Raw genomic sequence first — 25,863 nt, 5'->3', positions numbered from 1 at the left:
CATGCAAAGCCTCCGAAGATCGCAGCGTCCGGGATGCGGGTGGCAACCGGCGCCCGGAATGCAGTGCGGGCCCCGCAGGGCCCGCTCCGTCAGGTCGAAACCGACCGCTTATTCGGTGACGACGACCTTTGTCATCACGTCCGGCTCGCCGGTGACCGACCCGTTCGGACCCTCGCCGCGCTTGATCTGGTCGACCACGTCCATGCCTTCGGTAACCTGACCGACGATCGTGTACTGCCCGTCCAGAAACGGACCCGGCGCAAACATGATGAAGAACTGGCTGTTGGCCGAGTTCGGATCCTGGCTGCGGGCCATGCCGACGACACCCCGGTCAAAGCTCATCTCGTTGCTGAACTCCGCGGGAATGTCAGGCAGCTCCGATCCGCCCATGCCGGCCTGCGCCGTATCGCCGCCGGCCTTGCCGTACTGCACGTCGCCGGTCTGCGCCATGAAGCCGTCGATGACGCGGTGGAACACGACGTTGTCGTAACCGCCCTCTTCGGCGATCTTCTCGATCTGGGCGACATGCTGGGGGGCGCTGTCCTTGAACAGGTCGACATGGATCGTGCCGTTGGCCTGACCCGCAATCGTGATGTCCAGACCGTCGGCCATCACCGGTGCGGCAAGGATCGTCAGGGCTGCTGCAAGCTTAAGCATCGGCGGCCACCTTCATGCTGATGATCCGGTCGGGGTTGCGCGGCGGCTCGCCCTTGGCGATCTTGTCGACGTGGGCCATGCCCTCGATCACCTGACCGTAGACCGTGTACTGGCCATTCAGGAAATCGTTGTCCTTGAAGTTGATGAAGAACTGGCTGTTGGCCGAATTCGGGTTGGCGGACCGCGCCGCACCGATCGACCCGCGCGCATGAGGCACCTTGCCGAATTCTGCGGGCAGGTCGGGGTGTTCGGACCCGCCGGTGCCGGCGCGACCGGGGTTGTAGTCCTTTTCCATGTTCGCGTGATCCACGTCGCCGGTCTGCGCCATGAAGCCGTCGATCACCCGGTGAAAGGCCACGTTGTCATAGGCACCCGCGCGGGCGAGGGTCTTCATCCGCTCGACGTGCTTGGGGGCGATGTCGGGCAGCAGCTGGATGATCACGTCGCCATCCTTCAGGGTCAGGATGATCGTGTTTTCGGGATCTTTGATATCGGCCATTGGGGCACCTCATTGTTCAGAACTTGGGCATGACATATGGCGAACGCCGCCCGTTGCCAAGTCACGCCCGGTTGACGTGGCCGCAGGCTTGCCACAGGAATGGCCGCGAACAGCTGATGGAGGCCGGACATGGCTTGGAAGACCCTTGATGACATGGACCTTGGCGGCAAGCGCGTGCTGGTGCGGGTCGATATCAACGTGCCCGTCGAGGACGGCCACGTCACCGACACCACGCGCATCGACCGGATCGTGCCGACGGTGAAGGACATTCAGGCCAAGGGTGGCAAGCCGATCCTGCTGGCGCACTTCGACCGGCCCAAGGGCCGCGTCGTGCCGGAAATGTCCCTGCGCCAGATCGTGCCCGCGCTGGAAAAGGCACTGGGGCAGGACGTGATCTTCCTGGATGGCAGCTACGGCGAAGGTGTCGCTGCGATGAACGACGGCGACGTGGCCCTGCTGGAAAACCTGCGTTTCAATCCCGGCGAGGAAGGCAATGACGAGGGTTTTGCAAAGCGCCTCGCCTCGCTTGGCGACGTTTATGTCAACGACGCTTTCTCTGCCGCGCACCGCGCGCATGCCAGCACGGAGGCACTCGCCCACCTGTTGCCCGCCTGCGCCGGCCGGTTGATGGCCGAGGAGCTGGGCGCGCTGGAAAAGGCCCTTGGCACGCCGGAACGCCCCGTCGTGGCGGTGGTCGGTGGCGCCAAGGTCTCCACCAAGCTCGATCTTTTGTCGAATCTTGTGGAAAAGGTCGACGTGCTGGTGATCGGCGGCGGCATGGCGAACACCTTCCTCGCGGCCTCTGGCATCGACGTGGGCAAGTCGCTGTGCGAGCATGATCTGGCCCAGACCGCCCGCGATATCGCGCAAAAAGCCGCCGCGCGCGGTTGCGAGATCCTGCTGCCCCGCGACGTCGTCGTCGCGCGTGAATTCAAGGCCGGTGCTGCCAATGAGGTCGTGAAGACCGAGGATTGCCCTGCTGACGCGATGATCCTCGACGCAGGCCCCGACTCGGTCGCGCATATCGTGCAGGTGTTCGAACGGGCCAGGACGCTGGTCTGGAACGGCCCGCTGGGCGCGTTCGAGATCGAGCCTTTCGACGCGGCGACCAATGCAGCCGCCAAGGCTGCGGCGGATCTGACGCGCGCGGGCAAGCTGATCTCTGTCGCCGGTGGCGGCGATACGGTCGCCGCGCTGAACAAGGCGGGGGCTGCGGACGATTTCACCTATGTCAGCACCGCTGGCGGCGCGTTTCTGGAGTGGATGGAGGGCAAGGCCCTGCCCGGTGTCGCCGCACTCGAGAAATAATTGAGATCGCGTTAGCGTTACCAGAATTGTCACCGGGACGCCCCCCGCCTATCCACAGGCCGGGGGCATTTTCTGCCCCATACCTATGAGGAGCGACAGGGTGAACAAGGACATGGCGGCCAAGGTGCGCGCTGGCAACGGCTTTATCGCGGCACTGGATCAAAGCGGCGGGTCCACCCCAAAGGCGTTGTCCCAATACGGCGTGAGCGAGGATGCCTACGCCAATGACGCCGAAATGTTCGACGCCATCCACGCCATGCGCGCGCGCATCGTCGCGGCCCCCGCCTTCAACGGCGACAAGGTCGTCGGCGCGATCCTGTTCGAGGACACGATGGACCGCGATTTTGCCGGCGAACCGGCACCGGCCCACCTGTGGAACACCCAGGGCGTCGTGCCCTTCCTGAAGATCGACAAGGGGCTGGAGGCCGAGGCCGACGGCGTGCAACTGATGAAACCGATGCCCGACCTCGATACCCTGCTGGACCGCGCCCATGCCCTGGGCGTCTTTGGCACCAAGGAACGGTCGGTCATCCAGTCCGCCGACCCAAAGGGAATCGACGCCATCGTGGCGCAGCAATTCAAGATCGGACAGCAGGTGCTGTCCCACGACATGATGCCGATCCTTGAACCCGAGATCACGATCAGCATCCCCGACAAGGCGCAGGCCGAAAGCCTGTTGCGCGACAGCATCCTGCGGCATCTGGACGAGATCCCCGAGGGCACCGAGGTCATGCTGAAACTGACATTGCCCGAAAATCCGGGCCATTATCAGGTGCTGGTCGATCATCCCAAGGTCATGCGGGTCGTGGCCCTGTCCGGCGGTTACAGCCGGGACGAAGCGACGCGGCGTCTGGCCCTGAACCCCGGCATCATCGCAAGCTTCAGCCGCGCGCTGACCGAAGGGTTGTCCGTGGACCAGTCCGACGACAGCTTCAACGCCCATATCGCGGACACGATCGACGCGATCCACGCGGCATCCGTCGCAAGCTGAGTCTTGCAGGACACGGTCGGGGAATTTGCGGCATGGCTGCCCCCCGACCACCTTTTCCTGGGGTCGCGGATATGGAAAGATAGCGTCAAAGCGCCCGTCCCGAGGCGCATGAGGCAAAGATGAACGAGCGGACCCGACCCGGACTGGGCTCTCTGATCTACTTTCTGGTCACGCTGATGCTGGGGCTTTATTTCATGTTCGCCGCCGTGCAGGGCGATTACGGCGCCTTCAAACGGGCCGAAGTCGACGAGGAAGGCCGCAGTCTGATCGAGGAACTTGCGACCCTCAATATCGAAGTCGCACGGATGGAAAATCTGACCAAGCGCCTGTCGGATGACTTCCTCGACCTTGATCTGCTGGACAGTCAGGCCCGCGACGTTCTGGGCATGGTCCGCACCGACGAAATCGTCATCCAGTAGTCCCGGCAGAATTTGGCCGCATCGCATTGCGTTACGGCAACCACCCCTCTATCATCGCTAGGTAGTTTAACGCTAAACTATCTGTTCCAGCGCAGAGGGAGTGACCATGCCGCCGAAGAAACAGGACGCCGGAGCCAATGTCTCCGCCGAAGAATTGCTCGGCCATTACCGTGAAATGCTGATGATCCGCCGCTTCGAGGAGAAGGCGGGACAGCTTTATGGGATGGGCCTGATCGGTGGGTTCTGCCACCTCTATATCGGACAGGAAGCGGTCGTCGTCGGCCTCGAGGCCGCGGCCTCGGAAGGCGACAAGCGCGTCACATCCTACCGCGATCACGGCCATATGCTGGCCTGCGGCATGGACCCCAAGGGGATCATGGCCGAACTGACGGGCCGCGAGGGCGGCTTTTCAAAGGGCAAGGGCGGGAGCATGCACATGTTCTCGAAGGAAAAACATTTCTACGGCGGCCACGGCATCGTTGCCGCACAGGTGCCGCTGGGCGCGGGCCTTGCCTTTGCCGACAAGTATCTGGGCAACGACCGCGTGACCTTTGCCTATTTCGGTGACGGTGCGGCGAACCAGGGTCAGGTTTACGAGGCCTACAACATGGCGGAACTCTGGGACCTGCCGGTAATCTTCGTGATCGAAAACAACCAGTATGCGATGGGCACCTCCGTCAAACGCTCCACCAAATCGCCGTCCCTGTGGGAACGCGGTGCCGCCTACGGCATCCCGGGCGAGGAAGTCGACGGCATGGACGTGCTGGCCGTGAAGGCCGCCGGCGTGAAGGCCGTCGCCCACTGCCGCGCGGGCAAGGGACCGTATATTCTGGAAGTCAAAACCTACCGCTACCGCGGCCATTCGATGTCGGACCCCGCGAAATACCGGACCCGCGAGGAAGTGCAGAAGATGCGCGACGAGCGTGACCCGATCGAACAAATCCGCGGCATGCTGCTGACCGGCAAGCACGCGACCGAAGACGACCTGAAGGCCATCGACAAGGACATCAAGGCGATCGTCAACGAGGCTGCCGAATTCTCGAAAGAGAGCCCGGAGCCCGCGCTCGACGAGCTTTGGACCGACATCTACGCAACCGAAGTTCCGCAGGAGGCCTGAGCGATGGCAACTGAAATTCTGATGCCCGCCCTGTCCCCCACGATGGAGGAAGGCACGCTGGCGAAATGGCTGGTCAAGGAGGGTGACAAGGTCTCCTCTGGCGACATTCTGGCCGAGATCGAGACCGACAAGGCGACGATGGAATTCGAGGCCGTGGACGAAGGTATCATGGGCAAGATCGTCGTGGCCGAAGGCACCGAAGGCGTGAAGGTCAACGATGTGATCGCCGTGCTGCTGGAAGACGGCGAGTCGATGGACGACGCCAAATTCGACGAAAAGCAGTCGCAGGCCCCCGTGCCCGCCGACAAGGAACAATCGTCGGAAACGGCACCCGCTGCCGCAAAGTCTCATCCGGAGCCCAAGCCGGCGGACACCAGCCCCGACTGGCCCGAAGGCACCGAGTTGAAACCCACGACCGTCCGCGAGGCCCTGCGCGACGCGATGGCCGAGGAAATGCGCCGCGACGACACCGTGTTCCTGATGGGCGAGGAAGTCGGCGAATACCAGGGCGCCTACAAGATCAGCCAGGGTCTGCTGGATGAATTCGGCGCCAAGCGCATCGTCGATACGCCGATCACCGAACATGGTTTTGCCGGTATCGCGGTCGGAGCGGCCTTCGGCGGTCTGAAGCCGATCGTGGAATTCATGACCTTCAACTTCGCCCTGCAGGCGATGGACCACCTGATCAACTCTGCCGCCAAGACGCTCTATATGTCCGGCGGCCAGATGGGCGCACCGATGGTCTTCCGCGGCCCGAACGGCGCCGCCGCCCGCGTGGGTGCGCAGCACTCTCAGGACTTTGCCGCATGGTTCATGCAGATTCCCGGCCTGAAGGTGGTCATGCCCTACTCCGCATCCGACGCGAAGGGCCTGATGAAATCCGCGATCCGCGATCCGAACCCGGTGATCTTCCTCGAAAACGAGATTCTCTATGGTCGCAGCTTCGACGTGCCCGTCATGGACGATTTCACCATCCCCTTCGGCAAGGCCAAGATCGAACGCAGCGGTGACGAAGTGACCATCGTGTCCTTCGGCATCGGCATGACCTACGCCCTGCAAGCCGCCGAAAAGCTGGCCGAGGATGGCATCAACGCCGAGGTCATCAACCTGCGCACCCTGCGCCCGATGGATACCGAGACGATCCTTGCGTCGGTCAAGAAGACCAACCGCTGCGTCACCGTCGAGGAAGGCTGGCCGCAGGGCAGCGTCGGCGGCTATATCAGCGGCGTCATCATGCAAGAGGCGTTCGATTACCTCGACGCGCCGGTCATCACCTGCACCGGCAAGGACGTGCCGATGCCCTATGCCGCGAACCTCGAAAAGCATGCCTTGCTGACCGTCGATGAAGTCATCGCCGCCGTCAAAAAAGTCACCTACAGGTAAGGACCAGAGCGATGCCCACAGAAATCCTGATGCCCGCCCTGTCCCCTACGATGGAGGAAGGCACGCTGGCGAAATGGCTGGTCAAGGAGGGTGACACCGTCTCCTCCGGCGATCTGCTGGCGGAAATCGAGACCGACAAGGCCACGATGGAATTCGAGGCCGTGGACGAAGGCGTGATCGGCAAGATCATGGTCGCCGCCGGCACCGAAGGGGTAAAGGTCAACGACGTGATCGCCGTGCTCCTGATGGACGGCGAAAGCGCCGATGACATCGGCAAGACCTCTGCACCCAAGGGGGACGCATCGTCCAACGCCGCACCCGCCGAGGCGTCCGCGCAGACAGAACCCGCCAAGGGGTATGGACGCGATGGCGACGCCGCCCAGCAGGACAAGCCCAAAGCGCCCGCCGCAGGCGAAAAGGACGGCGAACGCATCTTTGCCTCTCCCCTCGCGCGGCGTATCGCGGCCGACAAGGGTCTGGATCTGGCCGACATCAAGGGCTCCGGCCCGCACGGTCGCATCGTGAAGGCGGACGTCGAAAGTGCGACGGCGCAACCCAAGGCCGCCAAGGCCGATGCACCTGCGGCACAGGCCGCCGCACCGGCTCCCGCCAAGGGTGCCGCGATGGCCGCCGGTCCATCGACCGAACAGGTCATCAAGATGTACGACGGACGACCTTTCGAAGAGGTCAATCTGGACGGCATGCGCAAGACCATCGCTGCCCGCCTGACCGAGGCCAAGCAGTCCGTGCCGCACTTCTACCTGCGCCGGGACATCGTGCTGGACGACCTGATGAAGTTCCGCGCCCAGCTGAACAAACAGCTGGAATCGCGGAACGTCAAACTCTCGGTCAACGACTTCATCATCAAGGCCTGCGCGCTGGCCCTGCAACAGGTGCCAGAGGCGAATGCCGTCTGGGCCGGTGACCGTACGCTGAAGTTCACCAAATCCGACGTGGCCGTGGCCGTCGCCATCGAAGGCGGTCTGTTCACGCCGGTCCTGAAAGACGCAGAGATGAAGTCGCTTTCGGCATTGTCCGCCGAAATGAAGGACCTCGCCACCCGTGCGCGCGACCGCAAGCTGGCCCCGGCAGAGTATCAGGGCGGCAGTTTCGCGATCAGCAACCTTGGCATGTTCGGGATCGACAATTTCGACGCGATCATCAATCCGCCACACTCCGCCATCCTCGCGGTGGGTGCGGGCGTCAAGAAACCCATCGTCGGCAAGGACGGCGAACTGGCCGTTGGCACGGTGATGTCGGTGACCCTCTCGGTCGATCACCGTGTCATCGACGGCGCGCTGGGGGCCAACCTGTTGAACGCGATCAAGGACAACCTTGAGAACCCGATGACCATGCTGGCCTGATCCAGATCAACGCCGACCTTTATGCGATGTGCTACGGGCTCCTGACATGATGCAGGAGCCCGTTTCTCATGGACTGGAAGACATACCTTTCTGACGCTGCCGCCAATCTGGCGCTGTTTCGCAAGGCAGCCCCCGATACGGCCAAAGGCTTCGGCGCCCTGTCACAGGCCGCCTTGGTCGACGGCGCGATCAGCGTCCGGCACAAGGAACTGATCTGCGTGGCGATCGGGATCGCAAAGCAGTGCGACGACTGCATCGGATTTCACGTCAAGGGCGCGATTCAAACCGGTGCCACCCGTGAAGAGATCGCGGAGACGATCTCTGTCGCCATGTACATGGGGGGCGGACCGTCGTTCATGTATGGCGCGAAGGCACTGGAGGCCTTCGACCAGCTGAGCGCCTAGTCTTCGGCGAGGATATGGTTCATCGACAGGGCCGGTTGCGAACATCCCGCTTCGCCAACGACCTTGGCGGGAACGCCCGCCACCGTCTTCATCGGCGGCACGTCGTGCAGCACGACCGAACCTGCGGCGATCCGGCTGCAATAGCCGATGGTGATGTTGCCCAACACCTTGGCCCCCGCCCCAATCAGCACGCCGTTGCCGATAGTCGGATGGCGCTTTTCCTCTTCCTTGCCGGTGCCGCCAAGGGTCACGGAATGCAGCATCGACACATTGTCGCCGACAACCGCCGTCTCGCCGACGACGATGGAATGCGCGTGGTCGATCATCAGGCCCTTGCCGATCTTGGCGGCCGGATGAATGTCGACGCCAAAGACCTCGGACACGCGCATCTGCATGAAATACGCCAGATCGATCTGCCCGTCGGTCCACAGCCAGTGGCTCAGCCGGTAGGCCTGCACCGCCTGATAGCCCTTGAAGAACATCAGGGGCTGCATGAAACGGTGGCAGGCGGGGTCGCGGTCCATTGTGGCGACCAGATCGGCGCGCGCGTCAAGCGTCAGCGAATCGGACTGCCCGTAGGCCTCGTCGGCAATCTCGCGCAGATCCTGCGCCGACATTTCCGACGACGCGAGTTTCATCGCGATCCGGTAGGCCAGCGCATCATCGAAACTGTCGTGCTGCAGAATCCCCGCATGCAGCATGGACCCCATGGCAGGCGCGGCATCGACAGCACTACGCGCCTCGTCCGTGATCTTTTGCCAGACCGGATCGAGGGTGTGCAGCTTGGTTTGTGAATGGGCCATGATCTTCTTTCCTGTCCGGCACGGTTGTCATAGGATATAGGATGGGCGCGCCAAAATCAAAGCCTCTGTCAGGCGAGCGCCGCAAGCATCACTGCCAGTGCTGCGCGATAGTCCCGGTCACACCACCCGGACGCCGCAACCATGGGACCGGCACGCGCCGCCGCCGACAGGGTGCCGTCGCCCCAGGCGGGATGTCTGCGGCCCAGCCGCTTGCGATAACGGTCCGCGACGCAGGCCTGTCCCACGAGTCGCACGGCGGTGGCGGCCCTGTCCGCCACCCGGACAGCCAGAACCGCCCGCACCGCATCATCAAGGTCCGAGAGACCGACAGGCCGCATCACGCACCGATCTGCAACATCGTGAAAGGACCGGTGCCATAGCGCGCCGACAGTTGCGCCACGGCGATCACGTAGGAGCCCGTCAGCCCGTCCGCCTGTCGCATCGCCCCGGTATAGACCCAGCGCGGCGTTGCAACCGTCTCCTCGCGCCGCACATCGTCCCCCTGCCGGACCTGCACGACATAGGCCTGCTCTTCTTCGCCCAGCGGCACATCGCCACGGCCCCACAGATCGCCGTCGATCCGGGTCTGCCGGATCCACGCCACCCGCAGATCGTCACTGTCGCGTGCCGCCGACAGATGCACCACCGGATAGGGGCGCAACGCGTTGCCCTTGAAGGTGTGAACCACATGGCGATAGCTGCGGTCCGTAACCGGCCGCTTGACCGGGCCATAGCGGAAATGCCGGACCTGACCACGCGCCGCCGTCGGGATCGTCACCGGTTCGGGCCGTCCGTCCATCAACACGACGCGCGTGCCGATGGGCCAGACATCGCGGATCATGGCACTGCTGCCACGCTGGCCGCGCAGCAATTCCGTCAGCGCGTAGGTCTGCGGCGCGATCAGTTGCGCCTGCGCGAATTGCACAATCTCCCAACCGTCGGCGCTGCCATCCCCGATCGCCAGTACATTCGCCCCCGCCAGAACCGCCTCCGGATCGACGGCCTTCAGCGCACCGCTGACCAGCCTGACCTGCAGGATATTGCGATCCCACAGCGCGGTGCGTCCGCGCGGCAGCGGCGCCACCAGGGTGCCCATCACGCTACGATAACGCAGGACCTCTTGCAGGATATAATCGTTATCCTGCGGCGCACCGTAAAGCGCCACGCCCCCGGACCAGTTGCGGGCCGTCGCCGCGAAGTAGGGCGCGAACTCGGCCTCGTCGCCACGGATCAGCGGCAGGTCCATGAAGACCGCGGCCACCGGTGTCGGCGCGGTGAACGGCACCAGGCTGGCACCCTCCTCCAGCCGCCGTTGCGGCAGATAAATCTCGGGATCGACCCGCGTCGCCTCGACCAGTCGCAGCCCCGCCTCCTCGATCCGGTCGATCCGGTAAAGGCCGGCATTGCCCCCGTCCCGCAGGTCCACCACGTCGCCCGCCCCCAGGTCCGCCTGTGACGGCGGCAGGGCAAAGCTGACGCCGTCCCGCGCCACGCGCGATTCGTTGATCCAGCGCGCCGCGATCCGCGCGCCTTCGCCCCGCGTCAGGCCCAGCGCGAATTCGCTGCGCGTCACACCGGTGGCACAGGTCTGCGGGTCCAGCGCCTCCGCCACCGCGACGTCGTAGTTGCCTTCGGTATCGACGAAACCGATCTGCACCCGCCCCTCGATCTCGGTCTGCGGCATACGGGAGTGGACCACGTCAGCGGCCCGCTCGGGATCTTCCGCCAGCATGTCCGGCGTCAGGACCCGCTGCGCCAGCCCATCACGGTTGGTAAAGACCAGCGCCCCGTCCCGTTCCGCCACCTCGACCCCGTAAGCCAGCAGCAGCGGCTGCAACTGCGCCCGCGCACTGGCCACATCGGTCAACGCATAGCCCCGCACGACACCGTATAGCCGCGACACATTCACGTCCGTCACGCCGGATTCCGCACAGATCTCTGCCACGACACCGGCCAGCGTGCGCGCCACCGCCCGCCCGTTCAGCCAGTGACCGCGCATGTAATTGTCGCCGTCAGACCACAGGGCATTGTTCGCCGGGAAGAACGGATAGGGCCGCGCGTCCCAGCACCAGACATGCGCCCGCGCCATGTTCAGCATCGGCCCCTGATACAGCGGCCCCGTTGCACGCGGGTTGTTGGCGATCTTGGCGTAATGCCCAAACATCGCGCGCAGATACTGCATCTGCATGAAATCGTCGCGCATCCCATTGGAATAGAACGGCAGCAGGCTTTCCGACGACTTGGGGTCAAGGAACTTGTTCGGCTGATTGGTCCCCTTGTCGATCGCAGCACAGCCGAATTCCGTGAACCAGAACGGCTTGCTTTGCGGCACCCACGCCGTCTTGGCCGTGACCCGCTCGCCATCGATGCGGTCGTGGTGATCGTGCGACCACCAGCCCGGCAAGTCCTTGTACCGCCAAACCCAAGGCTCGTCGTCGCCATCGGTGATCGGCGTGCGGATCTGGGCGTCGCGCGCCTCGGGCGAGTGGTAATACCAGTCATAGCCCTCGCCGCCCGCCACGTTGGCCTTCAGATAGTCGAGGTTGTAAATCGCCCCAAACCCCGCGTCCGCGTGATCCGTCCCGTCGCGCCAGTCCGACAGCGGCATGTAATTGTCGATCCCGATGAAGTCGATGTTGTCATCGGCCCACAGCGGGTCGAGGTGGAAATACTTGTCGCCCGTCCCCTCTGGTTGATAGCCGTGGTATTCCGACCAGTCGGCTGCATAGCTGATCTGACAGTCCGGCCCCAAAATCCCGCGCACATCCGCCGCGAGCTGGCGTAGCGCAGCGACCGCCGGAAAGCTGTCAGCCGCCCCCCTGATCTGCGTCAGAGCCACCATCTCTGACCCGATGCAGAAGGCGTCGACACCCCCTGCCGCCTTGCAGAGATGCGCGTAGTGCAGCACGAATCGGCGATAGCGCCACGCGGCCGGGCCGGAATAGCGCACCGCTTCGCCGTCCAGCACGAAATCCGAAGGCTGCGCCGTCCCCATGAAGGCTGCGACCTCTGCCGCTGCGGCCGCCGTGCGATCCGTCGATCCCGCCTGCCCGGGCGCGCGGTCCAGCGTGATCCGCCCGCGCCACGGCAGGCGCGGCTGACCCGGCTGGCCGGTATAGGGGTTGGGCAGGGTGTTGCCCGGCATCTGCTCCATCAGGATGAAGGGATAGAACATCGGACTGAAGCCGCGGGCCTTCAGCGCCCGGATCCCTTCAATCACCGCCGCATCCGCAGGTGTTCCACCATAGACGGGCCGGTCGTCCTTTCGCGGCACCAGTCCCGCCTGTCCGCGCGTGATGTCAGCCACGCGCCACGGCATCGGATCGCCGTCGACCTCTCGCTGTTCGACCTTTGGCTGGACCAGGCAGTCGCCGCAGCGCAGATCGCTGCCGAACCACGACACCACAAGGCTCACCGACCCGCACTGCGGCAGCTCCTCGTCCAGCGCCGTGATGGAGGCACTGAAATCCGTGCCCCCGGCCGGCGAGTTCACGTTGATCGCCACCTCCTCGCCGTAGGCCGCCGCAAGGTTCACCTGCGTCGTCGCCAGCGCGTATTCCCCGGTCCCGGGGATCAGCGCCACGCCGCGCACCTGCCGCGCGATATCCGCCAGGTCGGCGGGTGTGCCCGGTTCCGCCGGTCGCATCACCTCGAACGTGAACTGCGGCACGCGGTTCCCGAACCGGTCCAGCGCCAGATCCTCGAACACGACATAGGCGGTGCCGCGATAGGCCGGCGCAAAGTCCAGTCCCTCGACCGCGGCGATCTTGGGATCGGGTTGCTGGTCATCCGTCCCCGGATAGACGCGCATGTTCAATGCCGCAGGCGAGACCTCCTCGCCATCCGCCCAGACCCGCCCCACCCGCGCGATCTCGCCCTCACACAGGGCCACGGCCACGCTGACCGAATAGCTGTAGGTCGTCGTCGCTGGCTGCGGCCCGGCGCCCTTGCCGCCGCCCGTGGTCGTCGCGACCTCCTGAAACGTCGTGGCCCAGATGATCTGCCCGCCCAGACGCATGCGCCCGTGGACGCGGGCCATCGCCGTGCCCTCGCTGGCGCCCGTCAGGCGAAACCGGTCGATGCGCCCGACCTCGACCGCCGCACTGCCAGCCCCCAGCAGCCGCTGGTCGATGGCGCGGCCCAGCACCGCCCCCGCCGCGCGGCCGACCGTTGCCATCGACAGACCCATGACGGTGCCCCCGATGGACCCGCCCAGCGCCATGCCCGCGGCCGAAAGAACCAGCGTTGCCATGAGTTATCCTCTCTCAAATTCAAAACGCGCCGCGATCCGGCGCACCCAGGGGTCCGACAGCGGGCTTTCCAGCACACCGTGCCGCGTATAGGCGTGGATGAAACGCGGATGCGCCCCGACCGCCGCCACCACACCCAGATGCTTGGCCACCGCGTCCTCGCGCATGCGAAACAGCAGCACCTGACCCGGCGCCATCACTTGGTCGTCCACGGGTCGCAAATGCCGGCGGGCCGCAGCCCACAGCACCTCCGCCCCCTGCGGTTCGTCCCAGTCAGGCGTGTAACGCGGCATCACCTGCGGCTCTGCCCCGTGCAACGCGCGCCAGATTCCCCGGACCAGCCCCAGACAATCGCACCCCGCCCCCCGGACAGAGGCCTGATGCACATAAGGCGTCCCAAGCCATTGGCGCGCCTCCGCCACGACGGCGTTCATCGCACCGAGCTCCCGCCGTTGCCCGCGTCATCGCTGCGCGGCACGCTGATCATCCAGTCGTCGCCGGGCATGTCGGGAAAGCCGCGAAAGTTCACGAGGTTGGCGAACTTCAGCCGGCAGGTCTCGGCCCGCTTGTCGCAGCCCGCGATCAGCTTCACCCGATCGCCGGTGCGCACAGCCGCGCGCAGCGCCTGCCACAGGATGATCCGGTGGCGGCCATTCTCCAGCCGATCATGCTTGATCGTGGCCGTCAGCCCCTTGGCGTTGCCAGACACGACCTCCAGCATGCCCTGCTCGAACCAGCGGTCGTTATAACCGGTATCGGCTACGACGAACTCCCCGGCTCCGCGCTGATCCAGCACCGGCAAGGTCGCGGCAAAGGCCGGATCGTCCGTATCGACCCCGCAGGCCGCATCGCCCAACACGGCAGAACAGCTGCGCAGATAGGTGCGCCCCGACGGCTGGTTCAGCGCATCCGTCAGGCCCCGCAGTTCCACCTGAAACTGCCCCGCCTGCCGGGTGATCTCTCCGATCGTGCCGCGGAACCGCAACTGCCGCTGGCCCACGCTGTCCCAGCGCACCAGCCAGTTGCGGACCTCTGCCCCGTCATAACGCCCCGCCGCGATATCCGCCTCGGCAATCACATCCGATTGCAACAACCCCACCGCCTCGGAGTTGTCGACCGCAAGGCCGGAACTCAAGCCCAGCGCCCGCGCGCTCAGCCCAGAGTCCGCCAGAAAGGTGATCCCCTCGAAGGCAAGCGGGCGGTCATGGTCCGTGAACCCGAAGGTCACGCCATCGCTGCGGGTGATCGACCAGCACTGGCAGACATGCGTGGCGCCGGTCCCCAGATGCGCGAACAGCCCCGCGGCGGTCATATCCGCACCTCGACCACCGGCACGCTGGGCGCCTGCCCGGCCTGAAAGCTGGAGACGGAGGTCTCGATCCGGTCGGTGTCGAACCGCACGGGAATGTCGAACTCGAACCCCGCGCGCACCTCTGCCCCCAGATCGGGCGCATGGCCGAAGGTGACCAGCCCGGTCGTCGTGTCCACTGTCCAGTCGATGCTTTCCTGCGTCTCGACACCGCCGATCGCGATGCGCAGCGTGCCCGGCACCGGCTTTGATATCGGCCGCAGGTAACTCTGTCCGCCGCTTTCATAGCGCTTTACCAGCGGCAGGACCGTCGTCACCTCGTCCCCGATGGCGATCAACTGATCCAGCATGTCGGGGGTCTTGGACGGCGCGCAGGACTTGTAGTCCCCCCAGTCCTTCCAGCGGAACCCGTGCAACTGGCCCTGCCGCGCCTCGAAGAAGGCGATCAGCTGCGCGATGTCATCCAGCGACCGCAGGCCCACGCCCGCATCGAACCGCCGGCGCGAGTGCTGCCACGGCGTGTTGCGCTCTTCATACCCGTTCGCCAGCGTAACGATCTCGGTGCGCCGCTCCGGCCCGCCGGTCGCGCCAAAGCTCAGGTTCGCCGGAAAGCGAATGTCGTGAAAGGCCATGGTGCTGATCCCCTACCGGTTCCGTTGTCCGCGCCCCAGCACGCGACCCATCTGGGCCGCGATCTGGCTCTGGCTGCGCTGAAAGCCCTGCACATCCGGCGTGCTGACGTGCATCGTGACGTTGACGGTCTGCGCGCCGCCACCGCGCACGCCCAGCCGCCCATCGGCCCCGCGCGCCAGCGGCATGATCGCCTCCGGCCCGGCCTCGCCCATCAGGCCGGTGCCGCCGCGCATCCCGAAGGACGTGGGGCTGCTGACCACACCGCCCTTGGCAAAGGGCATCACGCGCCCCTGGCTGAAGGGTGCACCATTGGCAAAAGGCATCGCCCCCGACACCGCCGCGTTGATCCCGTCCGCCAGCAGCGACCCCGCCTGTTTCATCACCGGGTTGATCGCCGCCGCATAGGCGGTGTTGATCATCGACTTGGCCACTGACCCCAACGTGTCCGACAGCGACCGGCCGTCAAAGATCAGCCCGTCGAAGGCGCGCCGCAGCCCGCCGGAAAACCCGCGCTCCAGATTGCCCAGATCGCGAGTCGTCTCGCCCAGCGTGCCCTGCATGCCGCGCAGGGTGGCATCAAAGGATGCGGCCATCGCGGCAGTATCGCCCAGCGTCCGCTCCAGCGCCGCCGTGGTAACATCGAGGCTGTCGATCTGATCCATTTCATTCATCCAAGGCTCCTTTCGCGGCGTCAGGATACGCCGTCATCAAGTCATCCAGCGCGGCCCGCCCAAGGGGCCGCGCCTGCGCCCCCTGCCCCAACATCAGCGCCAGCTCCGCCGGCGTCAGCCGCCAGAACTGATCAGGCGTCAGCCGCAGACCGTGCAGACCCGCCCGCATCAGCCCGGCCCAGTCCAGCGCCCCGGTCATTGCGGCGGGGTAAAGGCGCGGGCCAGCAACTCTGCTGCCACCCGCGCCGCATCGACCGGTCCGCCCGCCAGATCCGCGCTCAGCAGATCCGCCGCACTGCCGCGCCATCCCCCGCCGCGCAGCCCAGCCACCAGCAGCGCCAGCACGTCGCGTCCGCGATAGCGCCCGGACTCGAACCGCTCGACCAGATCGACCAGCGATCCTTCCTCGAGCGCCGCCTCCAGTTCCGCCAGCGCGCCCAGCGTCAGCTTGGCCACGTGCGGCACGCCGTCGACGGTCACGCGGACCTCTCCTGCCAGCGGGTTCACCATCTAGATCGCCGCGACAAAGCTGATGGCGCCCGCAGAGTTCAGCGACAGCTCATAGGTCGCCTCGCCATCGAAGGTGCCCGCGTATTCGATGGAGGAGATCTGGAACGGCCCCGTCACCGTGCCGAAGTCGGGGATGATGACCTGAAAATCCGGCGTCTCGCCGTCAAAGAACACCTGCCGCATCCGCTCGTCCGTCACCGCATCGCGAAAGATGCCCGAGCCGGAGATGCTCGCCGTCTTCACACCGGCCCCGCCCAGCAGCTCGCGCCAGCCGCCCGCACTCTCCAGACTGGTCACATCGACGCTTTCCGCGTTGAAACTGATGCGCGTCGCCCGCAGGCCCGCCGCGCTTTCGAACAGACCGTCGCCGGTCATGTCCACCTTGACCAAAAGGTCCTTGCCACTCTGTGCTGCCATGTCATTGCTCCTTGGATTGAAGAAAGGCGTGCGTCAGTCGTCCGACAGACGGGCCCGGAAAATCAGGTCGATCCGGCGCGTATCACCGGTGCCGACCCGCGCGGCCTCCGCCTTGAAAAAGCGGAACCCCAGCACCCGCCCGCGCCCCAGCATCAGCGGTTCCGCCAGCAGCGCATCACAGACCGCCGCGGCCGCGCGCTTCGCCATGGCAAAACCCGCCAGATCCGTGACGACCGAGATCGTGAAGTCGTGGATCGCTCCGCAGCCGTCGGCGTCGGACACATCACGCGCCTTCTCGGACCCCAGCGCCACGTACAGCTGCGGCACATCGCCCGGCGGCAACGCGTCAAAGACCGCCATCCCCACCAGATCCGTGAGGCCCGCGTCCTCGCTCAACCGCGTAAAGACGGCGACCTGCAACGCCTGCGACATCGCATAGCTCATGCCACCACCTCCTCTTCGGCGTGGCACGTCAGGAAACGTGCCAGCGTGTCACGCTCTGTCACGGCAAGGATTGCATAGACGCGCGCGCCCTCGCGGAACCGCTGCCCCGCCGCAGGACGCGCCTCGGACCCCACAGGGGCCGCGCGCACGGTGATCCGCAGCGGCACCCGGCTCAGCTCCAGCCCATTGGCACCCCGCGCGGTCCCTGACCCCGCCTTGATCTCGGCCCAAAGCGTGCCCAGCGGCCGCCAGGCGATGCCATAACCTCCGGCCCTGTCGGGCGTGCGCACCGCCGTCTCAAGCACCAGCTTGCGGTTCAGCAGCGGCAGGGTCATGACCGGCCCCCCATGAACAGACGCACCGTGCGGTAGCGTTCGATCAGCGCGGTCACGCTGAACGGCATCGACGCCCCGTGCAGCGCCGAGTCGCTGCGGAATTCATAGAAATGCGCCGCCAGCAGCATCACCGCCTGCGCCAGATCGGCGGGCAGGTCAGACCATTCGGGACCGTAGCCCGCCAGAAGGTCGATCTCGATGCGACCGCCGCGCGGCACGCTGGGCAAACTGGTGCCAAAGGCCACGACGGCGGGCCGTTGTTGATCCGGCTCCAACGTATAGCGCGAGGCGGTCACGGGCACCCGTGTCCCGTTGCGATCCACCTGCACCATCGCCGCAATCGCGCTGACCGGTGCCAACGGCAGTGCCTGCCGGTCCCGCGCGCGCCACGCCGTCACCGACCAGCGGAACTCCCGCTCCAGCAGCACCTTGCCGGTGCGCGCCTCGATCGACGCCAGCGCTGCACGCAGAAAGGCCTCCAGCGTCTCGTCCTGCAACCCGTCATCGGCGAACCCCGACCCCAGCCGCAGATGGTCCTTGAACCCCGCCACGGCCAGCGCTGCGGGCGGCACGCTGCTCAATTCGACTAACATCATGGAAATTCTCCGCAAATCCTGTGGCATGGTGGGTGGATCAGGGTCCGGGCGCGCCGCCTGCCCGCATTGCTCGGACGGAAATGAGCAGCTGGACAACGCGGACCTTGCCGTGTGGCAACGCACCCGGATTTCCGCGCCGCGAAAGCCTCCCCAGGCCTGCGGCGCGGATCGGGATCAGGCGACGCTGAACTTCAGCAGCTTGATCGCCGCAAAATCACTGACCGCACCGCCGACGCGCTTGGTGGCATAGAACAGGACGTGCGGCTTGGCGCTGAACGGATCGCGCAGCACGCGCAGGTCGGGACGCTCGGCCACGGTGTATCCCGCACCGAAGTCACCGAAGGCGATCGGCGTCGCACCGGCAGCCGCATCGGGCATGTCCTCGGCCACCAGTACCGGATAGCCCAGCAGACGCGCCGGCTCGCCAGAGGCCAGACCGTCGGACCACAGGAACCGCCCGTCCGCATCCTTCAGCTTGCGCACGGACCCGGCGGTGCGGCTGTTCATCACGAAGACGGCCCCCGCGCGATATTCCGCACCCAGCGCATATACGAGGTCGATCATCGCATCGGTCTCGCCCAACTCGCCCGCGACACCGGTCGGCACGTAACCGATATTGCCCCAGGCCCAGACACCGTTATCGACGGTCGGATAGGACAGGATGCCTTTGGGCTTATCGATGCCGTCACCTTTGACAAAGGCCGCGGCCTCGCTGCGGGCGAACTTGTCGGCGATGCGCTGCGCCAGCCAGCCCTCGATATCAAAGGCGCTGTCGTCCAGCAGACGCTGGCTGGCCTTGGGCAGCGCCGACAGCTCGTGCAGCGGGATGGTGATGCGGTCGATGACCGGCGTATCGGTCTCGGTCAGGGACGCCGTCTCGGTCGCCCAGCCGGCACCCATCTCGGTGTGATCGACCAGCACGTCGTAGGACGTGGCATCAACGTTCACCACGTTGGCAATCGCGCGGATGCTGGCCGTCGTGCTCAGCGTCGACTTGATCGTGTCGGCGGTCTGCGGGTCGACCAGATAGCCGCCGTCGCCGGACACCACCGTCGACAGCCCCTTGCCCTCCAGCGCAAGGCCGCGCAGGCCGTCGTCGTCACCGGACCGCAGGTAGGCGGCAAAGGCCTTCTGGTGCGGTGCCTCGGTCTCGGCCGCCATCGCCAGCGCGGGGCGGTTCATCATCATCGTCTTGCGGTCCAGCTTGTTCATGCGGTCGTCCTGTCTTTGCAAAGTGGCAGTAATGCCGGTGGAGAAATCCTTGAATTCGCTGACGAACCCGCTGATCGCGGTCCGCAGCTCCTCGGCCGGAGAAGACAAGGCTTCTCCGGTCCGAGACACCGTCTCGGGTTTAGACATCGTGGTCCTCTCGGGGTTGGTTCGGCTGCGATCAGCCCTGGCGCAGCGCGACCGTCGCGTCGGTGAACACCGCCGCCAGATCGCGCAACGCAGTGTCGCCCGGGTCCTCGGCCTTGGCCGCAACCCGCGCATCGGGAAGCATGGGGAAGGTCACCAGCGACACCTCCCACAGCTCCAGCTCTGACAAGAGGCGTCCGCCCTTGTCGTCCTTCGTGGCCCGCACCGTGCGGTAACCGATGGACAATCCGTCAATGGCACCCGCGCCGATCAGGGCGGCGGCCTCGCGGCCCTTGGCCACATCCATCAGGATGCGCCCCTTGACCCACAGGCCCCGCGCATCCTCGCGCACCTCGTCCCAGACGCCGATCGGCTGGGTCGGATCGTGCTGCCACAGCATCTTGACCGTGCGGCCCTTGGCCGTCAGCGCGGCCAGTGACGCCGCATAGGCCCCGCGCCCGACCCGGTCGCCGCCCTGATCCTTCAGATCGAACAGGGACGCGTATCCAGAGATTTCGGTCCCGTCCGTCACGGTCAGCGCCGTGTCCGGCTGACAGAACTTGTGTTCCAACGTCATGGTATTCCTTTCAAGTCGCGTCAGCGCCCCGCCAGATGGCGCAGCATTTCAAGAACCAGCAAACCGGTGGCCCCGCAGACCAGCGCCCAGACCTGCCACTCCAGCCGGCGCATCAGCCGCTCGATGCCCGACAGGCGCAGGTTGATTTGGCCCTGCCAGATATCGGCGGCATTGGGCGGCGGATCGACACGCGGCGCGACCTTGAGAGAGACAATCCTGTCGCGCATCACTCCACCTCCTGCACCGGCAGCCCCAGCAGGCACCGCTTTTCCCCGTCCGTCAGGAACGTCGCCTCCGACACGCGCCGCCATTGGCTGTCACGCTCGCTCGACAGGGCGGCGACCTGATCCAGGTCGGGCCGGATATCCAGCCGCTCGCCGGTGAAATCCGAGAGCCAGTCGGCGATCGCACTGGTGACGCGTGTGGCCAGCGGCAGCACCGTCAGCCGGTAGAATGCCCGGTTCGCCTCTTGGTAATTCGCATAGGTGGCATCCCCCGGGATCCCCAGCAGCATCGGCGGCACGCCAAAGGCAATCGCGATCTCGCGCGCCGCCGCCTCCTTGGTCTGCTGAAACTCCATGTCGGACGGCGAAAACCCCATCGGCTTCCAGTCGAGGCCGCCTTCCAGCAGCATCGGCCGCCCCGCATTGCGCGCGCCCTGATGCTGGCTCTCCATCTCGTCCACCAGACGGTTGTACTGGTCGTTGCTCAACTGGCTCTGCCCGTCCGTCCCGCGATAGACGATCGCGCCGGAGGGCCGTGCCGCATTGTCCAGCAGCGCCTTCGACCAGGCACTCGCCGCATTGTGCACATCGACTGCGTTCGCCGCCGCCTGCATCGGGCTGAAACCGTAGTGATCGTCCTGCGGATGAAAGCTCTTGATATGGCAGACGGGGCTGACCTCGCCCACCACATCGAACCGATGCTTGCGCCCGCCGACCGTGTATTCATAGGCCGCAGGCCAGCCGTCCGCACCGGGGATCAGCCGCATCCGGTCCGACCGCAGCACATGCATCTCGACCGGCAGACCCTCGTTGGCCACACCTTCAAGGTAAGCATCGCCGCTCAACAGCAACTGCCCATACAAAGCTTCCAGCAGCTCTGCCGTGCCCTGCGCGCCGTTGGGCCGCGCCAGCAGTTCCTGCACCGGGTGCGTGTCAAAGCGCTGTACCCGGTCCTGCACGATCAGCGGCAGCGCGCTTGCGGCCTCGGCGATCAGCTTGACCGCGCGAAACCCGATCGGGTTCGCGATGAACCCTGACCGCGTCAGCGACGCCGTGTCCCGCGCCCCCCAGGCCGCGCGACCGTGGCTCGCGATGACAACCAGCGGACCGGCGGCAGAGGCCTTGGTCTCTGGCACCGCCTTGCCCTGCGCACCGCCCTTGCCGAAGAATTCAAACATCGCTCGCTCCTTGGTCCTGCCGCCGCCCCGTGGGCCGTGTCGTCTGATGAAGCCACCATTATGGACCAGTCGTTACCGTTTCCCGTCCCCACCGCGCGACCGGCGGGGACGGGACGCAACAGCCTAAAGGCTGCGCATCCGGGGTGCCTGCCACCCCTGCGCCGGTGCGATCATCAGGTCGTGCAAGGCCCAGACCAGCGCATCGACCCGGTCCGGCGACCCGGTGCCCGCAAACCCGCCCGTCGTCATCAGGCACATCTGGTCCTCCAGCGTCGCCAGCCCATGCACATGCCTGACCCGCCCCTGCTCATAAAGCGCCGCCACAGGCTCGGCCCGCGCGACCTTGCCCTTCGTGGCCGTCACCTTGCGATAAGGCACCAAGGGATCGACCTGCCGCACGATGGCCTCGACCATGTCGCCCCCCTGATTGACCTCGGCCACCAGCCGGTCGCCGTTGTGCCGCCGCAGCGCCGCCACCGCCGCCGTCGCCCAGTCGAGCGGTGAGGCCGCCTGCACCGTCGCATCCTCCAGCACATAGGCGCGCCACGCCTGCGGCGGCCCCTGCATCACGACGCCGGCCACGACGATTCCGCAGGCATCCGACCCCTTGTGCCCCGTCGTCGGCGGATCGACCGCCACGACGATCCGGTCCAGATCCGGCACCGCCGTCACCAGCGCATCAGACAGCAGCGCGCCCGTCCACAGCGCCCCCGGCGCATCCGACAACATCACCCCGTCCAGCTCCTGCCGCCCCTGCCGCGTGCCGCCAAAGCGCCGCCGCACCTCCTCCAGAAACGCGGGCGCCAGATTGGCCGCGTTGTCATAGGTTGCAGCGTGGGTTATCACCGTGCTGCCCCGTTCCAGCATGTCGCGCAGCACCGGCACGTTACGCGGAGTCGTCGTGACGCAGGCCCGCGGATCGCGCCCCAGACGCAGACAGAACTCCACCATGTCCCATGTCTTCTGCCCCTGCTTCCACTTCGCCAGTTCGTCCGCCCAGACCGCATCGAACTGCGGCCCGCGCAACGCCTCGGGGTCGAATGCGGAATAAAGCCGCGCCTCCGCCCCGTTGGGCCAGACCAGCGCCTTGCGCCCCGCAATCCACGCAGGCCGCCGGTCCGCCGGGACGCAGGCCATGATCCCGCTGTCGCCGAACACCATGACCTCGCGCGCCTGATCGTAGGTCTCGCCGATGATGCCGACCCGCCGGGCGCGCCCCTTGGCACGCGGCACCGGTCCTTCGACCATGCTGCGCACCCATTCGGCCCCGGCGCGGGTCTTGCCCGCACCGCGCCCGCCCAGGATCACCCAGGATCGCCACTCACCCGTCGGCGGCGTCTGATGCGGCAGCGCCCAGAACCCGAACAGATACGGCAGGGCCCTCACCTGCCGGTCCGTCAGCCCCGCCAGAAACGCCGCCTGCACCGCAGGTGTCGCGGATGCGATCAAGCGTGCGCCCGATCTCAACGCGCAGGGCGTCATGGTCGATGTCGGCGTCGTCCGTGCCTTGCCCGAATTTCTCAATGAAACTGTCCTCGGCTTTCAAAAGATGAACGTGGATCGCCTGCAGGTCCGCAAGCCACGCGACATGCGTCTTCGACGACGGTTCCGCCGCCGTTCCGATCTGCTGCAACTGGGTCAGGAAAGCGGCCTTCAGCGCCGCGTAAAAGCCTTTCAGCTCGCGCACCCGCGCAAGCGCCTGCGCCCGCCCCATGGGGCCGGGGTCGTCTGGATCTGTCATGAAATCGCGCCTGTCCGTTGTGATCCGTGACAGTCGAGAGAATGGCGTAACCGATCCCGCAGTCGGGGACGGATCGGGCAAAGCCATTCCTCCAGCTCGCGACCTGCATAGCAGACACGATGAAAAAATCAAGCTTTACATGGGTTTGAGCGCGCGGTGCCGTTAAGGGATCCCTAACGGCACCGCAGTATCAGTTGTTGCCGGTCGTCGCCTGCTGCGCCTCGATCGCGCGCCAGGCTGCCACGTTGCGGTTGTGGTCATCCAGATTGGTGGCGAACGCATGACCGCCGCTGCCGTCCGCGACGAAAAAGACGTAGTCCGTGCTGTCCGGGTTCAGCGCCGCCTCGATGCTCGCGCGCCCCGGGTTCGCGATGGGCGTCGGCGGCAAGCCCGGAATGACATAGGTGTTCCACGGCGTCGGCGCATCCAGTTCGCTGCGCCGCAGGCCCCGGTTCAGAATACCTTCGCCCTTGGTCACGCCGTAGATCACCGCAGGGTCCGTCTGCAGACGCATCCCCCGTTCCAGCCGGTTGACGAAAACGCTCGCCACCTGACGCCGCTCCGTCGGCACGCCGGTCTCCTTCTCGACCAGCGAGGCCAACACCAGCGCTTCCTCAGGCGACTTGACCGGCAGGCCTTCGGCCCGCGCGGCCCAGGCGTCCGCCAGGATCTGGCTTTGCGCCGCCGTCATCCGCGCAATGATGCTGCCACGATCCGTGCCGGGCGTGAATTCATAGCTGTCAGGCGCCAGTGTCCCCTCGGGCGGCGTTTCCGCAATGGCACCTTCCAGAATATCGACCTCGCGCAGCGCGTTGGCGACCTGCCAGCTGGTCACACCCTCGGCCACGGCCATGCGAAACCGCGTATCGCCTTCGGCCTTCACCCGGTCATATTCCGCCGGTGCCGCATCGACGTCCGGATCGAATTCCGCCACCTCGGCATAGGCGCCAGTCGCCGGGTCCAGTTCACGCACCTGCACCAGATTGCGGCGCACACCGACGCGGTAGACCACTTCCGTCCCGCAGGTGCTTTGCCCGCTGCTGGTCACCAGATCGACGATCTGCGCCATGGACGCACCTTCGGGCACCAGAAAGCTGCCCGCCTTCAGGTTGCCCGACTTGTCCGAATAATCCGCACCCATGCGAAAGATCGCACCAGAGCTCACGGCATCCTGCTCCGCCAGCTGCTCGCTGACGCGCCGCATGTTCGACCCCGGTGCCACCTGCAGGCAGATGCCCGCAGCAAGCGGCCCCGGCGCCCTGTAGGCCTGCGTCCCCCAGACGATCACGCCGGCCAGCAGGAACAGGGTCACGATCAGGAAGGTGATCCCGTTGGACGCGATATGTCGCCACATCAGCGCAGTTTCCCCAGCACCAGACTGGCGTTCGTTCCGCCAAAGCCGAAAGAGTTCGACAGCGCGATATCGATCCGCCGTTCCCGCTTGCCATCCGCGCACAGATCCACGGCCGTCTCGCAATCGACGTTTTCAAGGTTGATCGTCGGTGGCGCCACCTGATCCCGGATCGCAAGGATGCTGAAGATCGCCTCGATCGCCCCCGCAGCCCCCAGCAAGTGCCCGGTCATCGACTTGGTCGACGACATCGTCAGCTTCGCCGCAGCCTCCGGCCCGACCATCCGCTCGACAGCCCCCAGCTCGATGGTATCCGCCATGGTCGAGGTGCCATGCGCGTTCACATAATCGATATCCTGCGGTGTGATCCCCGCATTGCGGCACGCCGCGCGCATCGCACGCTCCGCGCCCTCGTGATCGGGCGGCGGTGCGGTGATGTGATAGGCGTCACCGGACAGACCATACCCCAGCACCTCGGCATAGATCTTGGCGCCCCGCGCCTTGGCGTGCTCGTATTCCTCCAGCACCACAATCCCGGCACCCTCACCCATGACGAACCCGTCGCGGTCCGTATCCCAAGGCCGGCTCGCCTTGCTCGGATCGTCGGCATATTTCGTCGACAGCGCCTTGCAGGCGTTGAAACCCGCAATGCCGATCTTGCAGATCGCAGCCTCGGCCCCGCCCGCAATCATCACCTCCGCATCGCCGTGCTGGATCAGGCGGCTCGCGTCGCCGATCGCATGGGCCCCCGTCGAACACGCGGTGACGACCGAATGGTTCGGCCCCCGGAACCCGTACCGGATCGACACCTGGCCAGAGATCAAGTTGATCAGCGCACCGGGCACAAAGAACGGCGACACGCGGCGCGGCCCCTTCTCTTCCATCATCACGGCGGTATTGGCGATGGAATTCAAGCCGCCGATGCCGGACCCGATCAAAACCCCCGTGCGCTCCTGATCTTCGCGCTCCGTCGGCATCCAGCCACTGTCTTCGACGGCCTGCTGGGCCGCCGCCATCCCGAACAGGATGAAGGTGTCGACCTTGCGCTGTTCTTTCGGCTCCATGTAGGTGTCGGCGTTGAAGGTGCCGTCGCTGCCGTCACCCAAGGGCACCTCGCAGGCATAATTGGTGACCAGCCCGGTGGTGTCGAACCCCTTGATCGGGCCGGCCCCCGACTGACCCGCCAGAATGCGCGACCAGCTCGCCTCGACCCCGTCAGCCAGCGGCGTGACAAGTCCCAGTCCCGTTACGACAACACGGCGCATCTTTCGTCCCCTCAACACGTCATTTCGGCCCTGATACCGCAGGGTTGCGCGCAGGAGCAAG

30 protein-coding genes are annotated in these 25,863 nt (G+C 65.8%); 7 read left to right on the top strand and 23 right to left on the bottom strand.

Going from position 1 to position 25,863, the window contains the following annotated elements; genetic code table 11:
- Positions 1-108: 108 nt before the first annotated feature.
- Positions 109-657 carry a peptidylprolyl isomerase gene (locus GLR48_RS13720; RefSeq protein ID WP_237062263.1) on the bottom strand — a complete coding sequence of 183 codons (549 nt, stop codon included), beginning with the start codon at positions 655-657 and terminating at the stop codon, positions 109-111.
- Entirely contained in the window at positions 650-1,156 is a 507-nt protein-coding gene (locus tag GLR48_RS13715; RefSeq protein WP_237062262.1) for a peptidylprolyl isomerase, read from the bottom strand. Before GLR48_RS13715 ends, GLR48_RS13720 begins: the two co-directional genes overlap by 8 nt.
- A gap of 129 nt (positions 1,157-1,285) precedes the next feature.
- Between GLR48_RS13715 and GLR48_RS13710 the strand changes: the two genes are divergently transcribed.
- The 7 genes from GLR48_RS13710 (at position 1,286) to GLR48_RS13680 (ending at position 8,142) form a co-directional block, all read left to right on the top strand.
- Positions 1,286-2,464 (top strand): phosphoglycerate kinase, encoded by a 1,179-nt coding sequence (locus tag GLR48_RS13710; protein ID WP_237062261.1) that lies wholly within the window; start codon positions 1,286-1,288, stop codon positions 2,462-2,464.
- A 112-nt stretch (positions 2,465-2,576) separates the two neighbouring features.
- The gene (locus GLR48_RS13705; protein WP_237064553.1) at positions 2,577-3,455 is read left to right on the top strand and encodes a fructose bisphosphate aldolase; all 879 of its coding nucleotides are present in this window, start codon (positions 2,577-2,579) and stop codon (positions 3,453-3,455) included.
- A 119-nt stretch (positions 3,456-3,574) separates the two neighbouring features.
- Positions 3,575-3,874 carry an FtsB family cell division protein gene (locus tag GLR48_RS13700; RefSeq protein WP_237062260.1) on the top strand — a complete coding sequence of 100 codons (300 nt, stop codon included), beginning with the start codon at positions 3,575-3,577 and terminating at the stop codon, positions 3,872-3,874.
- Positions 3,875-3,980: 106 nt separating this feature from the next.
- Positions 3,981-4,991: a pyruvate dehydrogenase (acetyl-transferring) E1 component subunit alpha gene (gene pdhA, locus GLR48_RS13695; protein WP_237062259.1), complete on the top strand. Its 1,011-nt coding sequence runs from the start codon at positions 3,981-3,983 to the stop codon at positions 4,989-4,991.
- Between the two features lie 3 nt (positions 4,992-4,994).
- Positions 4,995-6,374, top strand: coding sequence for a pyruvate dehydrogenase complex E1 component subunit beta (locus tag GLR48_RS13690; protein WP_237062258.1), 1,380 nt, complete (start codon positions 4,995-4,997; stop codon positions 6,372-6,374).
- An 11-nt stretch (positions 6,375-6,385) separates the two neighbouring features.
- Positions 6,386-7,738, top strand: a complete 1,353-nt coding sequence (locus tag GLR48_RS13685) for a pyruvate dehydrogenase complex dihydrolipoamide acetyltransferase (protein ID WP_237062257.1) — start codon at positions 6,386-6,388, stop codon at positions 7,736-7,738.
- A gap of 68 nt (positions 7,739-7,806) precedes the next feature.
- A complete protein-coding gene (locus GLR48_RS13680; protein WP_237062255.1) occupies positions 7,807-8,142 on the top strand; it encodes a carboxymuconolactone decarboxylase family protein in 336 nt (111 codons plus the stop codon).
- On the opposite strand, the gene cysE is transcribed toward GLR48_RS13680, so the two are convergent.
- The 21 genes from cysE to fabF all read right to left on the bottom strand — a co-directional run bounded on the left by cysE (position 8,139) and on the right by fabF (position 25,802).
- On the bottom strand, positions 8,139-8,945 hold the full coding sequence (gene cysE / locus GLR48_RS13675; RefSeq protein WP_237062253.1) for a serine O-acetyltransferase: 807 nt from the start codon (positions 8,943-8,945) through the stop codon (positions 8,139-8,141). The two genes, GLR48_RS13680 and cysE, sit on opposite strands and share 4 nt — an antisense overlap.
- A gap of 68 nt (positions 8,946-9,013) precedes the next feature.
- Complete coding sequence (locus tag GLR48_RS13670; RefSeq protein WP_237064552.1) at positions 9,014-9,283, bottom strand: DUF7742 family protein; 270 nt, start codon at positions 9,281-9,283, stop codon at positions 9,014-9,016.
- Complete coding sequence (locus tag GLR48_RS13665; RefSeq protein WP_237062251.1) at positions 9,283-13,197, bottom strand: baseplate multidomain protein megatron; 3,915 nt, start codon at positions 13,195-13,197, stop codon at positions 9,283-9,285. Before GLR48_RS13665 ends, GLR48_RS13670 begins: the two co-directional genes overlap by 1 nt.
- Positions 13,198-13,200: 3 nt before the next feature.
- A complete protein-coding gene (locus GLR48_RS13660; protein ID WP_237062249.1) occupies positions 13,201-13,629 on the bottom strand; it encodes an NlpC/P60 family protein in 429 nt (142 codons plus the stop codon).
- On the bottom strand, positions 13,626-14,507 hold the full coding sequence (locus GLR48_RS13655; RefSeq protein ID WP_237062247.1) for a DUF2163 domain-containing protein: 882 nt from the start codon (positions 14,505-14,507) through the stop codon (positions 13,626-13,628). The genes GLR48_RS13660 and GLR48_RS13655 overlap by 4 nt, the downstream gene beginning before the upstream one ends.
- Positions 14,504-15,136, bottom strand: coding sequence for a DUF2460 domain-containing protein (locus tag GLR48_RS13650; protein WP_237062246.1), 633 nt, complete (start codon positions 15,134-15,136; stop codon positions 14,504-14,506). Before GLR48_RS13650 ends, GLR48_RS13655 begins: the two co-directional genes overlap by 4 nt.
- A 12-nt stretch (positions 15,137-15,148) precedes the next feature.
- Complete coding sequence (locus tag GLR48_RS13645) at positions 15,149-15,808, bottom strand: phage tail tape measure protein (RefSeq protein ID WP_237062245.1); 660 nt, start codon at positions 15,806-15,808, stop codon at positions 15,149-15,151.
- Positions 15,801-16,007 carry a rcc01693 family protein gene (locus GLR48_RS13640; protein ID WP_237062244.1) on the bottom strand — a complete coding sequence of 69 codons (207 nt, stop codon included), beginning with the start codon at positions 16,005-16,007 and terminating at the stop codon, positions 15,801-15,803. The genes GLR48_RS13645 and GLR48_RS13640 overlap by 8 nt, the downstream gene beginning before the upstream one ends.
- The gene (locus GLR48_RS13635) at positions 16,004-16,318 is read right to left on the bottom strand and encodes a gene transfer agent family protein (protein WP_237062243.1); all 315 of its coding nucleotides are present in this window, start codon (positions 16,316-16,318) and stop codon (positions 16,004-16,006) included. The genes GLR48_RS13640 and GLR48_RS13635 overlap by 4 nt, the downstream gene beginning before the upstream one ends.
- Complete coding sequence (locus tag GLR48_RS13630; RefSeq protein ID WP_237062242.1) at positions 16,319-16,735, bottom strand: phage major tail protein, TP901-1 family; 417 nt, start codon at positions 16,733-16,735, stop codon at positions 16,319-16,321.
- Positions 16,736-16,768: 33 nt separating this feature from the next.
- The gene (locus GLR48_RS13625; protein ID WP_237062241.1) at positions 16,769-17,179 is read right to left on the bottom strand and encodes a DUF3168 domain-containing protein; all 411 of its coding nucleotides are present in this window, start codon (positions 17,177-17,179) and stop codon (positions 16,769-16,771) included.
- Positions 17,176-17,514: a head-tail adaptor protein gene (locus tag GLR48_RS13620; protein ID WP_237062240.1), complete on the bottom strand. Its 339-nt coding sequence runs from the start codon at positions 17,512-17,514 to the stop codon at positions 17,176-17,178. Before GLR48_RS13620 ends, GLR48_RS13625 begins: the two co-directional genes overlap by 4 nt.
- Positions 17,511-18,110 (bottom strand): head-tail connector protein, encoded by a 600-nt coding sequence (locus tag GLR48_RS13615; protein WP_237062238.1) that lies wholly within the window; start codon positions 18,108-18,110, stop codon positions 17,511-17,513. Before GLR48_RS13615 ends, GLR48_RS13620 begins: the two co-directional genes overlap by 4 nt.
- Positions 18,111-18,284: 174 nt before the next feature.
- The gene (locus GLR48_RS13610; RefSeq protein WP_237062236.1) at positions 18,285-19,469 is read right to left on the bottom strand and encodes a phage major capsid protein; all 1,185 of its coding nucleotides are present in this window, start codon (positions 19,467-19,469) and stop codon (positions 18,285-18,287) included.
- A gap of 31 nt (positions 19,470-19,500) precedes the next feature.
- Positions 19,501-20,043, bottom strand: a complete 543-nt coding sequence (locus GLR48_RS13605) for an HK97 family phage prohead protease (protein ID WP_237062235.1) — start codon at positions 20,041-20,043, stop codon at positions 19,501-19,503.
- Positions 20,044-20,063: 20 nt separating this feature from the next.
- Entirely contained in the window at positions 20,064-20,270 is a 207-nt protein-coding gene (locus tag GLR48_RS13600; RefSeq protein WP_237062234.1) for a hypothetical protein, read from the bottom strand.
- Entirely contained in the window at positions 20,270-21,445 is a 1,176-nt protein-coding gene (locus GLR48_RS13595) for a phage portal protein (protein ID WP_237062233.1), read from the bottom strand. The genes GLR48_RS13600 and GLR48_RS13595 overlap by 1 nt, the downstream gene beginning before the upstream one ends.
- Positions 21,446-21,568: 123 nt before the next feature.
- Positions 21,569-22,831 (bottom strand): DNA-packaging protein, encoded by a 1,263-nt coding sequence (locus GLR48_RS13590; protein WP_237062232.1) that lies wholly within the window; start codon positions 22,829-22,831, stop codon positions 21,569-21,571.
- Complete coding sequence (locus GLR48_RS13585) at positions 22,767-23,186, bottom strand: hypothetical protein (RefSeq protein WP_237062231.1); 420 nt, start codon at positions 23,184-23,186, stop codon at positions 22,767-22,769. The genes GLR48_RS13590 and GLR48_RS13585 overlap by 65 nt, the downstream gene beginning before the upstream one ends.
- 190 nt (positions 23,187-23,376) lie before the next feature.
- Positions 23,377-24,540 (bottom strand): endolytic transglycosylase MltG, encoded by a 1,164-nt coding sequence (gene mltG, locus GLR48_RS13580; protein ID WP_237062230.1) that lies wholly within the window; start codon positions 24,538-24,540, stop codon positions 23,377-23,379.
- The gene (gene fabF / locus GLR48_RS13575) at positions 24,540-25,802 is read right to left on the bottom strand and encodes a beta-ketoacyl-ACP synthase II (protein ID WP_237062229.1); all 1,263 of its coding nucleotides are present in this window, start codon (positions 25,800-25,802) and stop codon (positions 24,540-24,542) included. The genes mltG and fabF overlap by 1 nt, the downstream gene beginning before the upstream one ends.
- Positions 25,803-25,863 lie beyond the last annotated feature (61 nt).

The sequence above is a fragment of the Loktanella sp. M215 genome (assembly GCF_021735925.1).
In the GTDB taxonomy this organism is placed as follows: domain Bacteria; phylum Pseudomonadota; class Alphaproteobacteria; order Rhodobacterales; family Rhodobacteraceae; genus Loktanella.
The sequence above is the reverse complement of the archived record's forward strand: the minus strand, read 5'-3'. Positions and strand labels throughout refer to the sequence as shown.

What these genes read in the sequence shown, in the direction of transcription:
- GLR48_RS13720 (WP_237062263.1), bottom strand. Translation starts at nt 657, where the DNA reads ATGCTTAAGCTTGCAGCAGCCCTGACGATCCTTGCCGCACCGGTGATG.
- GLR48_RS13715 (WP_237062262.1), bottom strand. Translation starts at nt 1,156, where the DNA reads ATGGCCGATATCAAAGATCCCGAAAACACGATCATCCTGACCCTGAAG.
- GLR48_RS13710 (WP_237062261.1), top strand. Translation starts at nt 1,286, where the DNA reads ATGGCTTGGAAGACCCTTGATGACATGGACCTTGGCGGCAAGCGCGTG.
- GLR48_RS13705 (WP_237064553.1), top strand. Translation starts at nt 2,577, where the DNA reads ATGGCGGCCAAGGTGCGCGCTGGCAACGGCTTTATCGCGGCACTGGAT.
- GLR48_RS13700 (WP_237062260.1), top strand. Translation starts at nt 3,575, where the DNA reads ATGAACGAGCGGACCCGACCCGGACTGGGCTCTCTGATCTACTTTCTG.
- pdhA (WP_237062259.1), top strand. Translation starts at nt 3,981, where the DNA reads ATGCCGCCGAAGAAACAGGACGCCGGAGCCAATGTCTCCGCCGAAGAA.
- GLR48_RS13690 (WP_237062258.1), top strand. Translation starts at nt 4,995, where the DNA reads ATGGCAACTGAAATTCTGATGCCCGCCCTGTCCCCCACGATGGAGGAA.
- GLR48_RS13685 (WP_237062257.1), top strand. Translation starts at nt 6,386, where the DNA reads ATGCCCACAGAAATCCTGATGCCCGCCCTGTCCCCTACGATGGAGGAA.
- GLR48_RS13680 (WP_237062255.1), top strand. Translation starts at nt 7,807, where the DNA reads ATGGACTGGAAGACATACCTTTCTGACGCTGCCGCCAATCTGGCGCTG.
- cysE (WP_237062253.1), bottom strand. Translation starts at nt 8,945, where the DNA reads ATGGCCCATTCACAAACCAAGCTGCACACCCTCGATCCGGTCTGGCAA.
- GLR48_RS13670 (WP_237064552.1), bottom strand. Translation starts at nt 9,283, where the DNA reads ATGCGGCCTGTCGGTCTCTCGGACCTTGATGATGCGGTGCGGGCGGTT.
- GLR48_RS13665 (WP_237062251.1), bottom strand. Translation starts at nt 13,197, where the DNA reads ATGGCAACGCTGGTTCTTTCGGCCGCGGGCATGGCGCTGGGCGGGTCC.
- GLR48_RS13660 (WP_237062249.1), bottom strand. Translation starts at nt 13,629, where the DNA reads ATGAACGCCGTCGTGGCGGAGGCGCGCCAATGGCTTGGGACGCCTTAT.
- GLR48_RS13655 (WP_237062247.1), bottom strand. Translation starts at nt 14,507, where the DNA reads ATGACCGCCGCGGGGCTGTTCGCGCATCTGGGGACCGGCGCCACGCAT.
- GLR48_RS13650 (WP_237062246.1), bottom strand. Translation starts at nt 15,136, where the DNA reads ATGGCCTTTCACGACATTCGCTTTCCGGCGAACCTGAGCTTTGGCGCG.
- GLR48_RS13645 (WP_237062245.1), bottom strand. Translation starts at nt 15,808, where the DNA reads ATGAATGAAATGGATCAGATCGACAGCCTCGATGTTACCACGGCGGCG.
- GLR48_RS13640 (WP_237062244.1), bottom strand. Translation starts at nt 16,007, where the DNA reads ATGACCGGGGCGCTGGACTGGGCCGGGCTGATGCGGGCGGGTCTGCAC.
- GLR48_RS13635 (WP_237062243.1), bottom strand. Translation starts at nt 16,318, where the DNA reads ATGGTGAACCCGCTGGCAGGAGAGGTCCGCGTGACCGTCGACGGCGTG.
- GLR48_RS13630 (WP_237062242.1), bottom strand. Translation starts at nt 16,735, where the DNA reads ATGGCAGCACAGAGTGGCAAGGACCTTTTGGTCAAGGTGGACATGACC.
- GLR48_RS13625 (WP_237062241.1), bottom strand. Translation starts at nt 17,179, where the DNA reads ATGAGCTATGCGATGTCGCAGGCGTTGCAGGTCGCCGTCTTTACGCGG.
- GLR48_RS13620 (WP_237062240.1), bottom strand. Translation starts at nt 17,514, where the DNA reads ATGACCCTGCCGCTGCTGAACCGCAAGCTGGTGCTTGAGACGGCGGTG.
- GLR48_RS13615 (WP_237062238.1), bottom strand. Translation starts at nt 18,110, where the DNA reads ATGATGTTAGTCGAATTGAGCAGCGTGCCGCCCGCAGCGCTGGCCGTG.
- GLR48_RS13610 (WP_237062236.1), bottom strand. Translation starts at nt 19,469, where the DNA reads ATGTCTAAACCCGAGACGGTGTCTCGGACCGGAGAAGCCTTGTCTTCT.
- GLR48_RS13605 (WP_237062235.1), bottom strand. Translation starts at nt 20,043, where the DNA reads ATGACGTTGGAACACAAGTTCTGTCAGCCGGACACGGCGCTGACCGTG.
- GLR48_RS13600 (WP_237062234.1), bottom strand. Translation starts at nt 20,270, where the DNA reads ATGCGCGACAGGATTGTCTCTCTCAAGGTCGCGCCGCGTGTCGATCCG.
- GLR48_RS13595 (WP_237062233.1), bottom strand. Translation starts at nt 21,445, where the DNA reads ATGTTTGAATTCTTCGGCAAGGGCGGTGCGCAGGGCAAGGCGGTGCCA.
- GLR48_RS13585 (WP_237062231.1), bottom strand. Translation starts at nt 23,186, where the DNA reads ATGACAGATCCAGACGACCCCGGCCCCATGGGGCGGGCGCAGGCGCTT.
- mltG (WP_237062230.1), bottom strand. Translation starts at nt 24,540, where the DNA reads ATGTGGCGACATATCGCGTCCAACGGGATCACCTTCCTGATCGTGACC.
- fabF (WP_237062229.1), bottom strand. Translation starts at nt 25,802, where the DNA reads ATGCGCCGTGTTGTCGTAACGGGACTGGGACTTGTCACGCCGCTGGCT.